Genomic DNA, 15,224 nt, shown 5'->3' on the forward strand with positions numbered 1-15,224 from the left:
AGGATAAATTTATTATAAATAAAATTGTAAACTTAAACTAAATTTAAGATTTTATTAGCAGCTTCTTCATCAGTAATTAAAACATCTTGATATTTATCTGAAACGGCTGCTAAAATAGCTTCTGCTTTATACTCTCCTCCAGCAATAGCAATTACCTTTTTTATCTTAACCAAATCTGATAGTTTTAATCCAACACTTGCTGTAGAATAAACAATTTGCCCAGCTTGATTAAAATAATAACCAAAACTCTCTCCTACAGCACCTTTTTCCTCTAGTTTCTTAATTTTACTTGTTGACATCTTACGTCTCTTTGCCATTACTTGAGCAGTTCCTACACCATGAACCAAAATATCAGCACTTTTAGCCAAATCAAGAATATGTTTGATAGAAGGTTCTATAACTAACTGAGAAATAGTATCTGCCTTTAAATTATCAGGTATATGTAATAAATGGTACTCTCCACCTAACTTGTTAGCAATCTTAGCAGCAATAGTATTTGCTTGTATCTCTACCTGCTCTCCTAATCCACCTCGACCGGGGACTACATTAACATCTAATTTTTTCTTCAGTGGTGTCATCATCTTAGCTACTGTAGCTAAAGTAGTCCCTCCCGTTACAGCAATTATATCTTTAGGGCCAACCAACTCTGTTAAAAACTCAGCTGAGAATCTCCCTAATTCACATTTAGACTGATTATAGTTTGGCCCTTGAGGAACAATATGAACTTCTACCCCTAAAACCTTAGCTAGCTTTCTTTCTAAGTCTTTAGTGCCCCTCAGTTCTTTAATATAACCATCCAGGTCAGATAAAATCCTTATTCCTGCCTCAGTAATCTGTGCTCCAGCATTAGTAGTTGAAATAAATTGTTTTTCTTTCAAGAAGTTTAGATTCTTTCTTACAGTCCGTTCACTTAATCCTAGTTTTTTAGCTAAAGAACGGCGTCCTATTGGCTTAAAACGATAAATCATTTTAAGAATCATATATCTTCTATCAATAATTTTAACTAATTCTGGAGCAATTTTTTGCTGTAACTTAAAATAATTAGTCATAGAATATCCCTCAATCCTTAAAACTGGGACACAAATGTCCCTTTGTATAAAATTGTCCCAGTACTTTCAAAAATAAAATTACATTCTTATTATAGTAAGATACACAACTTATTATTCAATAAACATCCTACTATTTTTAAATTAGTCGGGACAATTAAACCCCGGTGAGATTTATTTATCCCACCGTCTCCATACTTAAGTTTCTAGACTAAATATATATATCCTGCAAAAAAAATAAATTTTTTTAATTTTTATTTCCTTTTAGCTCTTGAGCTATTTTTTTTAGTCTTCTAAATCTGTGATTTACACCTGATTTAGTTATATCTATCTTTTCTCCTAACTCTTTTAAACTAGAATACGGATCTTCTCTCCTTAGCTGAGCTATCTCTTGTAAACTAGGTGCTAAATTATCTAGCCCCTTTAGTTCATCAATTAATTCAATATTCTCTAGTTGTCTTTGTGCAGCAGCTACAGTCTTATTTAAATTAGCCGTCTCACAATTTACTAATCTATTAACTCTATTTCTTACCTTCTTATGAACTAGAGCATTTTCAAACTGTAATAAAGCAGAATGGGCCCCTATATAATTTAGCATTTTATTAATATCCTCTGCTTTTTTAAGATATAACAAATATATATCATCACGCTGCCTAAATTTAATATCTATCTTAAACTCCTTAAATAAATTAATCAGTTCTGTAGCATATTCTTGATAATTTATTCTAAATTCTACATGATACTCTTTTTCAGGATGACTAATAGACCCACTAGCTAGAAATAACCCTTTTAAATAAGCTTTTTTGCAACATAAACTATCCAAAAACTGCTCTTTAATTTTATAATTTAAAGAATAAGTCTTATCTATTAATCCACACTCAACTAGTAATTCTTTAACTCCAGGTTGCGGGCCAACCTTAATAATATAATAATTCCCTTTATCTAGATACATCTTCTTTCTAACTATTATTTCCGTTACAAAATCAAATTGTTCCTGCAATAATTTATATAATTTACGGGCTACAACTGCTTGTTGACTGACTAGTTTTAACGCTAAACTATTATTGATTATCTCTAAACTTCCTTCAGCTTTAATTAGTGCAGCTAACTCTGCTAAATGGCAACACTGATTAGAATTATCTTTTCGCACTACTTCATGCTTAACCTTATCTGTAAATGACATACTATCACCTAACTTTTCTAGTTTGAAATTACTACTTTAACTCTTCTACAACTAAATTCATAATTACTTTAGCCAATTTATCAGAATTATGTCTAACCAAATCAGACTGGTTAATCATTGACTCTTGAATAACTTGTAAACCTTGCTCATGTAATTTATCTAAATCAACTTCAACAGGACTAGATCCTTCTTCAGCATATTTTTTTATTAGCTCTGATTCTATAGTTTCATTATTAACTAGTATATAATCCATAATCTCTGAATCTATATGATCATAGATAGCTTGCACATGATCACTAGCGGTATAATTATCTGTCTCACCAGGCTGGGTCATTACATTACAAACATAAGCAGTTAATGCATCAGTCTTTTTAATAGCACTACTTAATTGCTCAACCAATAAATTAGGTAATACACTAGTATATAAACTACCTGGCCCTAAAATAATTGCATCGGCTTCTTTAATAGCTTCTAAAGCTGCTGGTAATGGATCACTATCAACTGGATTAATAAATACCTGTTCAATCTCTCCTTGGGCCTCAGGGATTTGGGATTCCCCTTCAATTACTGTACCATTCTTTAACCGAGCAGATAAGGTTACATCTTCTAAAGTAGCCGGCAATACTCGTCCTCTAATAGCTAATACTTCACTTGAAGCTTTAACTCCTTCTTCAAAATCACCTAGTATCTCTGACATAGTAGCAATAAATAAATTACCAAAACTATGTCCTTTTAGATCAGTTCCTTTCTTATAGCGATACTGAAATAGACTCTCCATTAGTGGCTCAGTATCAGCTAAAGCTACTAAACAATTTCTAATATCTCCGGGAGGTAAGATCCCTAACTCCTCTCTTAACATTCCAGAACTACCTCCATCATCTGCTACTGTTACTAAAGCTGTCAAATTTGATGTATACTTTTTAAGTCCTCGTAGCAAAGTAGATAAACCAGTCCCTCCTCCAACTACTACAATCTTTGGCCCTTTATTTAAATATCGTTTCTGATAAAATAAATCTACTAATTCAGTATCTTGTTCTGGCAATAAAACGTCATAAACTGAATTAATCATTCGTTTGATTCCAAAGCCTACAAAATATAATCCAATGATAATTATTATAGCTCCTAAAACTTTATTAATTAGTGGAGTAAATTTTCCTGTGATTTTATAGACGAGTTCAATCAAGACACTTTCTATTAGACTTAATGATTCAAAACCAATTAAAATTGCTACTCCAACACTAACTAATAGAATTCCTAATCCTACTAGGGCCAACCATCTTTTAAACCTCATTCCTGGATATAACCATTTAAGTTTCTTCACTACAGACACTCCCTATTTATCGGAGTCACGATGCTTTATTAATACATTATATTCATCCTTAAACTCCTCATATAATTTTTCAACCAATGTCACAGAACGATGATGCCCCCCTGTACAACCAATAGCTATTGTTAAATGAGTTTTTCCTTCTTTAATATACTGGGGTAATAAAAAATCAATCATATCAAATAATTTATGTTTGAACTTCTTTGTAATTGGCCACTTTAGAACATAATCTTGCACTCTTTTATCCTCACCAGTCAATGGTCTTAAAGAATCAACATAATGGGGGTTAGGTAAAAATCTAACATCAAACATTAAATCAGCATCTAAAGGTACTCCATACTTAAAGCCAAAAGAAAGGATTGATAAGGTTATTTGATCTTTTTTCGTATTTTTTACAAAACTACCTTCAATCTCTTTCTTTAATTCTTTAGGATTTAACTCAGTAGTATCAATTATCTTATCAGCTGCACCTCTTATTTTTTCTAATTTATTTCTTTCTAAATTAATTGCCTCCGAGATTCTACCTTCTGGAGCTAAAGGATGGCGTCGCCTAGTCTTTTTAAAACGGTTAATTAATACATCAGTAGCAGCCTCTAAAAAAAGAATTCGATAATTAAAGCCAGCAGTTTCTAATTTAGATAGTTCCTCAAATAGACTATCAAAGAAGTCACGCCCTCTAATATCAATTACTAAAGCTGAATCTTTAACTTTATCATTAGAATGGCTACATAACTCTGCAAATTTAGAGATTAAAGCAGGCGGTAAATTATCAACACAAAAATAACCAAGATCCTCTAACACATTAATAGCTTCTGATTTACCTGCTCCAGACATTCCTGTAACTATAATAAAATCAACCTCTTCTGCCACTTTATCCACCTCACCTTATTAGTTTACAATTTCAGTGTGTACTCATCATTACTTAACATTAATAATCCTATCAGCAGTTAATCCTATCTGCTTAGCAATAGCTAGTGAATCTTTAACATCCCCTACCCGTTTAGGCTTATGAGCATCACTTCCTAAACTAAATTTAACTCCTTGCGCAGCAGCTTTTTTTATGTATTCTTTTTTAGGTAGATGTTTTGTATTAATCTCCAAAGCTACATTATGCTTAGCTGCCTTTTGGGCCAAAGTTACAGTATCAATATTAATCTGATAGCCAGGATGAGTAATTATATCAATATCATAATTATTCATCACCTTAATTAATAATTCAGTATTTTGATATCTAATCTCTTCTTGCTTTATTCCTACTTGTTCTAAAACTAAATTATTAAAAATAATTCCTACTGCATCTCGCCAACTAGCAGGTTTTACAAATAAATGAAATCCTACTAATACCTTATCTAACTCTTTTAAGATAAAATTAGGTACATCTAACTCTCCCTCTAAGCTAACCACATTAGCCTCTACTGCTGATAATACTTTAATTTCAGGATATAATCTATCATATTTTTCAACTTTCTTCTTGATTTCTAATAAAGTAACAGCATCTTCTACCCCTAACTTAACTAAACTATGACTGGCTGGACCATGGTCAGCAATTGCTATCTCTTCTAACCCTTGCTCAATTGCAGCTTCAATATTCTCTCTAATAGTCCCTTGGCCATGACTATGATGAGTATGAGTATGGTAATCAGCATAAACCTCCATCTATTTCACCTTCTACCTTTTATTTAAGATTTCTTCTTTAATCTTTCTTTTAGAATTAATAAAATCTTTTACTTTCTCTAATGAAGTATTGATAATATCTCCTTCTTCTAATCCAGCTTCTTCTATAATCTTAATCGCTTCGGGAAATAAACCTAACTGGTCTGCATAATGGGTATCAGTTCCTAAAATTAATTTAAGACCTTCCTTTTTAGCTTGTCGAGCAATTTCAATACAACGCTCTTTACTACCTGGTCGACTATGGTAGGAACTATTATTAATTTCTAATAAAGTATCATGCTCCTTAGCAGCTTGAACTACTTCTTTAAGATTGACTTTATAAGCAGGATTTCCAGGGTGCACTATAATATCAACTAATGGATTAACAATAGCATTTAACATAGCTTTAGTATTTTCTTTCTTACTTTTGGGGTTATATCCAGTATCATTATGTAATCCAACCAATACAATATCTAATTTGGCTAAATCAGTAGTAGATAAATCTAATGTCCCTTGCCTATCAGTTATATTGGCCTCTATCCCTTTTAGCACTCTAACCCCACTTATTTTTTTAGGCAAAACTTTTAAATTGGCAAAATGATATGGATGGGCGCCACCAGGCATACTTGGCCCATGGTCTGTTATTCCTATCATTTTAATCCCCTTCTCTTTTGCAGCCTTTGCTAATTCATTAACTGTACAATAAGCATGCCCACTCGCAACTGTATGTGTATGTAAATCAACAACTAAATTCATTTTATCACCTCAATAATCCATATTGTGAACCTATAATTCCTAATAATATTGCTATAAAATAAAGTTCTATTGTAGTTAATTTAAAAAATCTCAACCCCGCAAATAATACCAATAAAAGATCAATCCATAAAATATATTGTAAAGCTCCAGTCAATAGTTGACTCCTTAATTCTATAATCTCAGATGCTATTATAACTGCTAAAACAGCTATACTTAATTTAAGATAATCCTTAAACTTTAAACTCCGAATCTGATCCCACAAATAATATATCGTATACCAGACTACAGGAAAGAAGATAAGTCCAAAGTAGTAATTATTAAAAGCAAAAATAGCAGTAACTAAAGTAGCAATTCCATAAGCATAGTACCACACATTATCTCTTGCAAAAATAGGATTAACTCCTTGACTTAAAAACAAAGCTAGTCCTATTATCGGGATTAATCCTCCACTTACCTGTAGACTATTTATAAACTGGGCTGGAATCCAACCTAACATTATTTTAATTAATGGGGCACTACTTAATACTAATAGATTAAACAAAAAAACCAAGCCACTAAAATATCTCTCCTGCTCAAGAAAATCTAGACTCTCTTGAAAACTATAAACTAATATTACTACTAAGGTAAGATTAAAATACAAACTGATATTATTAGTTAAATTCATCAATACTATTGTTAACAAACTAACTAATAATCCGTACTTTAATCCTGTATTATAATCAACTAGATTACTCCCCCATAAAAGTTCAACTAAAGCACCTAAAAAAACTCCAGTTGTAAATCCGCCCCAACCAAAAAAAGAACCTACTAAAGGGGTTAATAAGATAGGATGAAATAAAACTTTAAGCTTAAAACCCACTTTATAACGTAGATAAAATAACAGAGTAATAACTAGCGCTAAACCTATTTTAAACAGCATAAATTCCTCCTCTAACTTTATTTATTTTCTCTATCACTTAATTTATACTATATTTAATAGAAAATAATCTGATTTCTATACTTATTAATTCCATAATTTATTCTAATTTCCTGCTAAAAATCAAGTCTTATAATATTTTATCCAAACTTGAATACTTAAAACTAATATTAAGCATATTAAGACTAGATCACACTAAAAAGAGGTGGACCTTAATGCTATGGATCTCAGCTATTATTATTTTACTGGGGTTAGGCGTCTTTTATTTTTACTGGCTTAAAGATGATACAACAGAAGATCAACCCCCATTAAACAATGCTAACTATAATTATGATATGGAGACTGGTACAGAGATTGGCCCTGAGACTAAAGGAGTAATAGAACCACTTATGGGAAATGAAAGAAATCAAATTGAACTAGGTAAATTAGAAAATGATAACTACCAAGTAGAGGCAGGAAAAAGAATCACCCCTAAAGATAAACGAGTAATAGAAGTAATTAATGACGATGATGAATAAATAAACTAAGGAGCAATTGCTCCTTAGTTTTGTAAAGATAATGGCTAATATAAGTAACTATTACACTATAAAATTACCTCCGGTTAACCGGAGGTAATCTAGTCTATTGAGTATATAAATCTCCATTATGAACTTCATAACTCCAATTATTCCCAGAATTATTATCCCAATTTTCTGCACTATCTTTAAAGCAAAAGTTAAATCTTTCTGCACTATTAATTCTTAATTGGGCGACCCAATCCCCATTTTGCTCTTGTTTCATTTGAATATTAGTTACATCTTGCCAATTATCTCCCATTCCTACTCCAGCATGTAAATATACTTGGTCTGCTCCTGATTGAGCAAGCAATCCTTGATAATTTATAGTGATTCTTTCTCCAGCAGTAATTGGAGTAGGGTTAACTTGTACTCCGTTATCTTCCATGTGTTTTGCCTCCTTTACTTAATTTATTACTAGTTCTAGTTTATCCTAAGTTAATTATTTTATAAGTAATAAAATTTATCTAAAATTACCAATCCTGTTTGTTACAAATTTAAAGACTGCTCCTACTAAGGTAAGCACTAAAATCACTATAAAACCTATAATAATCATAAACTTAAGAGATAGACTAAGATCAGGGCCCACCGCTCGTAAAGTAGCTACCCTTCCTTCATCTAAATCAAAACTACCTAGTATCTCCTTTTGACTCATACCTTCTGGTACTAATGTATCTATCACATTAGGATTCAACTCAGTATCTGTCCCACCACCAAACTTCCAACCTTGTGCTTCTTCTACCACTGGCCGATAGTTATCATAGCCAAAACCATCTAGTCCTCCTACTAATACATAATAGTGCGCTTCTTTTAAATCACCAATTTTTTCTTTAGGAATAGTCAATTTAATAGTCTTATCATTTAATTTTACTTGAGCCTCCTGTACCCTATTTTCTACTTCAGCCTTATCACTAGAAGAATATAACTCTACTGACCAACCGGTTATCTTAAGTAATTTGTCCCACGGATGCTGTTCTTCAAATTTAACCCGCGCTCCTGGTTTAAAAGTTTCTGTAATACCTCCATCTTGATTATCGATATAAACTTGAATTAATTGATGACTAAACCCGTATGGAGCATGCCAAGGATTAGTTACTTCTACAAATTTAAAATAAAAATTATATTTATCAGCTGTAGCTTCAACCTTAAAATTCATTAAATCAAATAGTCCTTCATAAGGACTAAACTGTTCACTAGTAGGATACGTATAACTACCTGGTCCATATTCATCTCCGACTGGATCTCTTAGTTTAAAAATACTTTTTTCTTCAGCTCTAATTACAGGAGACAATAACATTATAATAATTAACATTAATAAGCTAAATCTTAGTTTCCTAGTCATATTTGAATCCGCTCCTCCTCATCATTTCTCTTGCTTATATTTATGAGAGAAAACAAGTATATATGTATTACATAGCTAATAAAAAAAGTGCTCCCAAGGGAGCACTTAAAATCTAATTCAGCTCATAAATACCTACAGTCTGAGGAGCAACATGTAAAATCAAATTACCTTCCCTATCAGTAGTTAGTTTCTGATCAGTCATTAAATTAACCACTGCATCTTTTGCATTTAATTTCTGCTTTAATATTTTTTGTACTGAGAAACTTTGACCACTTTTGCCTTTATTAATCATTACTATAATTTTTTCTCCTTTATAAGTTCGGGCAAAAACTAATATATCTTCAGCAACATGAATGCTTTGGTAATTTCCTCTTCTTAAGGCTATTTCTTGATTACGTAACTTAATTAATTTTTTATAATAAGCTTTAACAGCTAAATTTGGTTTCTCTAAATGTTGCTTTTCTTTATCCCACGGCATAGGTTCCCGATAATAGCGGTCCTTCCATGTATTCACTTTATTATGGTCTCCACTTTGAGATAAAGCAATTTCATCACCATAATAAATAATTGGAGTTCCTGGTAATGTAAATTGAGCTGCTGCAGCTAACTTTAGTATTTGCGGATTATTTCCTGCTTCAAAAATAAAACGTGGCATATCATGACTATCTAAGAAAGTATTAATTACATATTCATCTGGATAAACCTTTTGGTTTTGCTCTACAGTCTTATTCAATACTGCCATAGACTTATCTTTAATAAATGTATCATAAAATGCTCCTTGCATTTCAAAACCTACAGCTCCATCTAATTCTCCTGCATAAGAATTAATCTTTTTTCGGTCAGCCCAGACTTCACCAAAGATATAGGCATTAGGTTTAATACTTTTAACTTTATGCCGGAAATCTACCCAAAAACTATAACTTGGCCCTTTAGCATAGTCAAGTCGAAAACCATCTATACCAATTTCGTTTAACCAGTAAGCAACTACCTCATTTAACATATAATTTCTTGCTTGATAATTGTTATTATTAAACTCTGGTAACTCTTTAATACTATAGAATGTTTCATACTTATTAGGCCAATCAGTAAATGTATACCAATCGTAATACTTACTTCTTTTACCTTTTTCTAAGGCTGATTGAAAGAAAGGATGTCGATTAGAGCTGTGATTAGCTACAAAATCATAAATTATTTTAATCCCTCTCTTATGAGCTGCTTTGACAATTTCTTTCATGATTTGTTTATTACCAAAATGAGGGTCAATCTTTTTAAAACTTGCTGGGTGATAACCATGAGAGTAAGGCCCTTTATAAACTGGAGAAATCCAGATAGCATTGACCCCTAACTTATCAATATAATCTAATTTTTCTTTTAAACCTACTAAGTCTCCCCCCATCCATTTCTTTAACTGCTGGCTATAAGGTAACTGGTCTACACCGACTTTATCATTGTTTGGGTTACCATTTCTAAAGCGATCTACAAAAACTTGATAGATGATTGCATCTTTGGCCCAATCTGGAGTTTGATAATTATCTACATAATAAGCAAACTCAGTCGCTCCTTGAGGAGTCAAACTATTTGTATCTGCAAATTGAGAACCTTGACTTTGTTTATCCCAAACATCAATTATATATTTAACAGGGGTCCTATTCTCTTGAGCTGGAATAGTTCCAGTTAAGGTTGATTTTGTAATCTTTCCCTTAGTAGTTGATTTTGTTATTTGTAAAGATGCAAATTGACCATTCTTAACTGTGCCTCTTTTACCTACAGGGGCTGAACCATCAGTAGTATAATAGATACCTCCAGTATCTATATTTCCGTAATGCTTAACTGTAACTCTAATCTGTACTTCTTCTTTACTGTTAGGAATTGATGGCTGATAACTAAAATCATGGGTTACACTCTTAGCAACTGGTATCTTCTCCCAGGCTACAACTCGATCTGTATAAACTTTATTTTCTTTAGTGAAAGTTGCTTGCCGTAATCTCTTTCTAGTCTCTAAATATTTTTTATCATTTAAAGCATACTGATAAGTAAACTTTTCTCCTGGTTTCCCAGATAACTTAATAGTCCATACTCTATTCTTCTTCCTCTTTAGTTTGGTTATAGTATAATTAAAATTATTTAGACTAGAACCTAAAGTAAGATTAGTCCACTGAGGTGTTTCAGATGGTACAGTAACTTGTAAAGTAGCTTGGCCCTGGTACTGACTGACTAACTGAACATCTACCTTACGCTCCTTTTGAGGATGAAACTTAAATACATACTTCCCACTCTGGGGCGGGGTAAACTTTAAGTTACCACCAGGCATCCACTGATCATCATAAACATACTTAAACTGAAGTGTCTTTCCTCCTGTTAGTTGGATAGGATTGCTCTGCCAAGTCTTAGTAGATTGATTATAAGTTAGTGGATTATCATTAGAACTCCAGTCTAATGGAGCCAAACTCCCTCTTAATACTACAGTCTGATATCTTTTTTTAACCTGAGCAAAGCTAAAAGTTGATACCATAATAAGTAAAGTAACTAAAACAACAATAGTGAATTTTTTGCGGTTAATAAACATGATCTACCTCCTACTTTTATTTAGTCAAATGAACTTATGATCTTCTAGGCTTATAGATCATTTGTTAAAACGTTTGCATAGACTAAAAATCAAATTATAAATCTTATAAAATATACTCTTATATTGTCTTCTTTAGATATTAATTTAAAAAATCCTCCCTAGTTTTAAAATAAATTGTATTCTTTTAATTTTCTTTCCAACTCTCCCATTTGAGTGGTACCCAAACTGACCATCCTTGAGCTTCAGATAATTTAACTTTAAAATTACCTTTACCAGTGGCATCAGTAGTTACTCGACCAGAAATATTCCCTGTATAATCAATATAAGTGGTATTAGGCCGAGCTGAATTAATAGTCCTAGAAACAACTTCACCACTAGTACCATCAGAGATTAACATTACTAAACCAGTCCCTGGAGTACTATTTAATCCTTCCCGAATATAGCTATAAACATCATTATCACTTGGCCCTTCGTGGCTTGGCCCGTAAGCAAAATACTTTCTAGCTTCAATTAGCTTATTTAATCCTTCTTTCATATTCCAAGTATAATAGTCCTTCCAAAATACAGTTGGAGTAGCGTAAGCTCTAGTTAAGATAACTGATTATAATATTCCTGCAAAAAAATCAAAAAAATATATTTTACCCAGGTAATTGATTGAGTTCTACTCTATTCCATTTATTTGTGTTGAATCTATAGATACAAACTAAAGCTCTAAACCATTCATCTACTACCATAGCAAGCCAAATTCCTACTAATCCTAATGATAATTTAACCCCTAGTAAATAAGTAAGTGGTAAAGATAAACCCCATACTCCTATAAAAGTTAAATACATAGGAAACTTAGTATCACCTGCTCCTCGAAATGTTCCACCTAGAATCATATTTAAAGCTTTAGCAGGCTGGGCCAAGGCTAAAATCTGTAAACAAAGCGCTGCTTTAGGTATTAACTTAGGGTCAGAAGTATAAATTCTAGCCAACTGTTTAGGGAAGAGAAAGAATAAACCTCCTAACACTAAAGTAGCAAGTATACCAAACTTATTAGCTAATAAACTTCCTTCTTTAGCTTCATCATCTCTTTTAGCTCCCAGTTTCTGCCCTACTAAAGTAGTAGTAGCGATTGATAATCCATAACTTGGTAAGATGGAAAAAGTCTCTATACTTAAAGCTATCTGTCTAGTAGCTACTGCTACTGTACCTAAAATAGCTATAACCCGCATAATAACTAATTGTCCACCTTTAAAAGCAAATCTTTCAAAAGCAGAGGGAATTCCAATTCGTAAAATTTGCTTTAAAACCTTAAAATCGAACTTAAGTATCTGTTTATAATTAAGCTCAATCCCAAATTGATTATTAACCAACCTCCAAATCACAATTCCTACCCCTACACTTCTAGCCACTAAAGTAGCTACTCCAGCTCCAATAAGCCCTAACTTAGGTAAGACACCTATCCCGAAAATAAGCAAATAGTTTCCTACAATATTGATTATATTAATTACCCCCGTTACAATCATTGGAGACTTTGTATCTCCTCCAGCCCGTAAAACACTATTACCAATAATCATTAAAGCAGCTGGAATCACTGAAGATAAAATAATCTTTAAATAGTCAACTCCTAGGTTTAAAACTTCCGGTTTTGCTCCTAGCAACTTTAGACTTACTGAGGCCAAGAAGAAACCAACTCCAAAGATCAAACCTCCTAATAATAATCCAATCAATATAGACTGGTTAACTACTTTACTAGCCAATGAGTAGTCTTTAGCCCCTACATACCTAGCTACTAAAGCAGTAGTACCGGTTGCTATAGCAAATAAAATAATAGTATTTATTCCTGCAAGTTGTTTACTTAAACCGGCTGCTGCTAAAGCAACACCACCTAACCTACCAAGCATAATTGTATCAGCATTAATTAAAGCTAATTGTAAAAACATTTCTCCAATTGCTGGTACTGATAAGTTTATTATCTCTTTTTTTAGCTCACTTTGGCCCATTCATTACCCCCTTCTTTCAATAAAGCTTATTCAAACGTTTTCACAAGCTATTAAAAAAGGGCAGAGATAATATCTACCCTTTTTATAATTTATTTATCTTCCTCACGTCTTAAACCATAATAATGAACTCCTAAACCTGAAATCTCATGGTCAACCTCTAAGCCAGGGATTCCAATCTTTCCGTGAATTGCCACTGCCAAATGAACACCATGCTTAACAATTCCAATCTTAATTCCAGCTCCTGATATACTACTCATTGGCCCATTTAATCCTGTTAAAGCCCGTTCAACACAACGAGTTAGCACTCTACGATTTTGAATATCATCACCAATAACATTTCCCTTTACAGCTGCACCTAAGGCATTACGTAATACTTTATTCTTTAACTCTTCACCTTTTCCTCCAGCTCTAGTAATTACCGCATTATACCCTTCTTCCATAAAGGTGTTTACTAACTTATCATCAGCTTTATCTTTCACCATTGCTAACATTGTAGCCATCTTACCTAAAGCTCTATCTTTATTAATAGTAACAAAATCTTCTGCCGTAAAATCACTTAAATCCACACACGTCACCCCATTTGTTTTATTATATTATTTATCCTTTAAAGCTTGATTAAGGTTTTTGGTAAATTCTTCCGCTGCATTATACCCCATACTTTTCAATCTAAAATTCATAGCTGCAACTTCCATTACCATAGCTAAATTCCTACCAGGTCGCACTGGAATTGTTACTTTAGGTAATGTAACACCTAAGATTTCCTGACTTTCTTCTTCTAAACCTAAACGATCATAAGTTTGTTTATCATTCCATTCCTCTAATTCAATAATAAAATCTATATGTTGTTCTTCCCTAATAGCACCTGCTCCAAATAAAGTCTTAACATTAATTATACCTAAACCTCTTAGTTCCATATAATGTTCAGAAATATCTGGTGATGAGCCTACTAAAGTATTTCTCATTACTTTACTCATTACTACAGCATCATCAGCTACTAAACGATGTCCTCTCTTAACTAAATCTAGAGCACTTTCACTTTTACCAATCCCACTACTACCTTTTATGAAGACTCCCACACCATAAACTTCTACCAAAACTCCATGTTTAGTAACTTCAGGAGCAAATTTTTCTTCTAAGTATTCTGTTAACCTACTAACAAAACTCGTTGTTGAATAATCAGTCCTTAAAATTGCAACTTCGGCCTCAGTGGCTAAATCTATTAGTATCTGTGGTGGTTCCATTCCTCTAGTAACTACAATACACGGAATATTATAACTGACAAACTTTTTTACCCTTTCAACTAATAATTCCTTGGGTAACTCTTTTAAAAATGATATTTCAGTTCGTCCTAGAATTTGTATCCGCTCTGGAGTAAAGTAATCAAAAAAACCTGCAAGTTCTAGTCCTGGTCGCTTAATATCACTAACCGTAACGTCCCGATTAACAACTACTTGATTTGTTTTTTCTAATCCAAATTCATCAATTATTTCTTGAACAGTTAATTCTTTCATATTTTCACTCCAAACCATTCATTTAGATAGTATTTATTAAGGCCTGTATATCTCTTTACTTATCCTTCTACTTTTTGGTGTAACTCAATCAATTCCTCAATTAATACCATTTCCGATTTAGCAGCCATCAAATGATCCATTGCATGGGCCAATAACATATTAGTATAAACCTTATCCTCTTTATCATCCTGTTTCATAGCCTGAGATTGAACCTCATGTCCTTTATTAAACTCTTCTCTAGCTTCTTCTAGTAAGTTTTCTGCTCGCTCATTATTACCTTCTTTTGCTGCCTTTAAAGCATCATGAGCTAAATCCTTAGCATTGCCACCATGTAAAGTAATATTAAAAGCCACCTTATTTAAGTTTACCTGTTGAGACATAA

Annotated in this window: 16 protein-coding genes; 1 reads left to right on the forward strand and 15 read right to left on the reverse strand. The window is 32.6% G+C overall.

Annotation, left to right across the window (positions count from 1 at the left end):
• Positions 1-32: 32 nt before the first annotated feature.
• The 7 genes from HALHA_RS10320 to HALHA_RS10350 form a co-directional block, all read right to left on the reverse strand.
• A complete protein-coding gene (locus tag HALHA_RS10320) occupies positions 33-1,049 on the reverse strand; it encodes a sugar-binding transcriptional regulator (RefSeq protein ID WP_015327709.1) in 1,017 nt (338 codons plus the stop codon).
• A 244-nt stretch (positions 1,050-1,293) separates the two neighbouring features.
• Entirely contained in the window at positions 1,294-2,229 is a 936-nt protein-coding gene (gene whiA, locus HALHA_RS10325; protein ID WP_015327710.1) for a DNA-binding protein WhiA, read from the reverse strand.
• A gap of 31 nt (positions 2,230-2,260) precedes the next feature.
• Positions 2,261-3,550 carry a gluconeogenesis factor YvcK family protein gene (locus tag HALHA_RS10330; protein WP_015327711.1) on the reverse strand — a complete coding sequence of 430 codons (1,290 nt, stop codon included), beginning with the start codon at positions 3,548-3,550 and terminating at the stop codon, positions 2,261-2,263.
• A gap of 12 nt (positions 3,551-3,562) precedes the next feature.
• Complete coding sequence (rapZ, locus tag HALHA_RS10335; RefSeq protein WP_015327712.1) at positions 3,563-4,426, reverse strand: RNase adapter RapZ; 864 nt, start codon at positions 4,424-4,426, stop codon at positions 3,563-3,565.
• Positions 4,427-4,474: 48 nt separating this feature from the next.
• Positions 4,475-5,212, reverse strand: coding sequence for a PHP domain-containing protein (locus HALHA_RS10340; protein ID WP_015327713.1), 738 nt, complete (start codon positions 5,210-5,212; stop codon positions 4,475-4,477).
• Positions 5,213-5,224: 12 nt separating this feature from the next.
• Positions 5,225-5,965: a phosphatase gene (locus HALHA_RS10345; protein ID WP_015327714.1), complete on the reverse strand. Its 741-nt coding sequence runs from the start codon at positions 5,963-5,965 to the stop codon at positions 5,225-5,227.
• Between the two features lie 4 nt (positions 5,966-5,969).
• On the reverse strand, positions 5,970-6,884 hold the full coding sequence (locus HALHA_RS10350) for a hypothetical protein (RefSeq protein WP_015327715.1): 915 nt from the start codon (positions 6,882-6,884) through the stop codon (positions 5,970-5,972).
• Positions 6,885-7,096: 212 nt separating this feature from the next.
• Between HALHA_RS10350 and HALHA_RS10355 the strand changes: the two genes are divergently transcribed.
• Positions 7,097-7,399: a hypothetical protein gene (locus HALHA_RS10355; protein WP_015327716.1), complete on the forward strand. Its 303-nt coding sequence runs from the start codon at positions 7,097-7,099 to the stop codon at positions 7,397-7,399.
• A gap of 103 nt (positions 7,400-7,502) precedes the next feature.
• Here the strand turns inward: HALHA_RS10355 and HALHA_RS10360 are convergent, their stop codons facing one another.
• The 8 genes from HALHA_RS10360 to HALHA_RS10395 all read right to left on the reverse strand — a co-directional run bounded on the left by HALHA_RS10360 (position 7,503) and on the right by HALHA_RS10395 (position 15,222).
• Entirely contained in the window at positions 7,503-7,823 is a 321-nt protein-coding gene (locus HALHA_RS10360) for a carbohydrate-binding protein (RefSeq protein WP_015327717.1), read from the reverse strand.
• A 75-nt stretch (positions 7,824-7,898) separates the two neighbouring features.
• On the reverse strand, positions 7,899-8,777 hold the full coding sequence (locus HALHA_RS10365; protein WP_015327718.1) for a glucodextranase DOMON-like domain-containing protein: 879 nt from the start codon (positions 8,775-8,777) through the stop codon (positions 7,899-7,901).
• A 112-nt stretch (positions 8,778-8,889) separates the two neighbouring features.
• A complete protein-coding gene (locus tag HALHA_RS10370) occupies positions 8,890-11,343 on the reverse strand; it encodes a glycoside hydrolase family 13 protein (RefSeq protein ID WP_015327719.1) in 2,454 nt (817 codons plus the stop codon).
• A 184-nt stretch (positions 11,344-11,527) separates the two neighbouring features.
• Positions 11,528-11,878, reverse strand: a complete 351-nt coding sequence (locus HALHA_RS10375) for an alpha-amylase domain-containing protein (protein ID WP_041607810.1) — start codon at positions 11,876-11,878, stop codon at positions 11,528-11,530.
• A 103-nt stretch (positions 11,879-11,981) separates the two neighbouring features.
• The gene (locus HALHA_RS10380; RefSeq protein WP_015327720.1) at positions 11,982-13,331 is read right to left on the reverse strand and encodes an MATE family efflux transporter; all 1,350 of its coding nucleotides are present in this window, start codon (positions 13,329-13,331) and stop codon (positions 11,982-11,984) included.
• A gap of 89 nt (positions 13,332-13,420) precedes the next feature.
• Positions 13,421-13,897 carry a HutP family protein gene (locus tag HALHA_RS10385; protein ID WP_015327721.1) on the reverse strand — a complete coding sequence of 159 codons (477 nt, stop codon included), beginning with the start codon at positions 13,895-13,897 and terminating at the stop codon, positions 13,421-13,423.
• Positions 13,898-13,924: 27 nt separating this feature from the next.
• Positions 13,925-14,842 carry an HPr(Ser) kinase/phosphatase gene (gene hprK / locus HALHA_RS10390; protein ID WP_015327722.1) on the reverse strand — a complete coding sequence of 306 codons (918 nt, stop codon included), beginning with the start codon at positions 14,840-14,842 and terminating at the stop codon, positions 13,925-13,927.
• Positions 14,843-14,901: 59 nt separating this feature from the next.
• Positions 14,902-15,222 (reverse strand): PTS sugar transporter subunit IIA, encoded by a 321-nt coding sequence (locus tag HALHA_RS10395; protein ID WP_015327723.1) that lies wholly within the window; start codon positions 15,220-15,222, stop codon positions 14,902-14,904.
• Positions 15,223-15,224 lie beyond the last annotated feature (2 nt).

The organism is Halobacteroides halobius DSM 5150 (genome assembly GCF_000328625.1).
In the GTDB taxonomy this organism is placed as follows: Bacteria; Bacillota; Halanaerobiia; order Halobacteroidales; family Halobacteroidaceae; genus Halobacteroides; species Halobacteroides halobius.

Bases quoted from the DNA above. Each gene is read 5' to 3' on its own strand.
- HALHA_RS10370 (WP_015327719.1), bottom strand. From the start codon at position 11,343: ATGTTTATTAACCGCAAAAAATTCACTATTGTTGTTTTAGTTACTTTA.
- HALHA_RS10365 (WP_015327718.1), bottom strand. From the start codon at position 8,777: ATGACTAGGAAACTAAGATTTAGCTTATTAATGTTAATTATTATAATG.
- hprK (WP_015327722.1), bottom strand. From the start codon at position 14,842: ATGAAAGAATTAACTGTTCAAGAAATAATTGATGAATTTGGATTAGAA.
- HALHA_RS10355 (WP_015327716.1), top strand. From the start codon at position 7,097: ATGCTATGGATCTCAGCTATTATTATTTTACTGGGGTTAGGCGTCTTT.
- HALHA_RS10350 (WP_015327715.1), bottom strand. From the start codon at position 6,884: ATGCTGTTTAAAATAGGTTTAGCGCTAGTTATTACTCTGTTATTTTAT.
- HALHA_RS10395 (WP_015327723.1), bottom strand. From the start codon at position 15,222: ATGTCTCAACAGGTAAACTTAAATAAGGTGGCTTTTAATATTACTTTA.
- HALHA_RS10360 (WP_015327717.1), bottom strand. From the start codon at position 7,823: ATGGAAGATAACGGAGTACAAGTTAACCCTACTCCAATTACTGCTGGA.
- HALHA_RS10375 (WP_041607810.1), bottom strand. From the start codon at position 11,878: ATGAAAGAAGGATTAAATAAGCTAATTGAAGCTAGAAAGTATTTTGCT.
- whiA (WP_015327710.1), bottom strand. From the start codon at position 2,229: ATGTCATTTACAGATAAGGTTAAGCATGAAGTAGTGCGAAAAGATAAT.
- HALHA_RS10340 (WP_015327713.1), bottom strand. From the start codon at position 5,212: ATGGAGGTTTATGCTGATTACCATACTCATACTCATCATAGTCATGGC.
- HALHA_RS10380 (WP_015327720.1), bottom strand. From the start codon at position 13,331: ATGGGCCAAAGTGAGCTAAAAAAAGAGATAATAAACTTATCAGTACCA.
- HALHA_RS10320 (WP_015327709.1), bottom strand. From the start codon at position 1,049: ATGACTAATTATTTTAAGTTACAGCAAAAAATTGCTCCAGAATTAGTT.
- HALHA_RS10345 (WP_015327714.1), bottom strand. From the start codon at position 5,965: ATGAATTTAGTTGTTGATTTACATACACATACAGTTGCGAGTGGGCAT.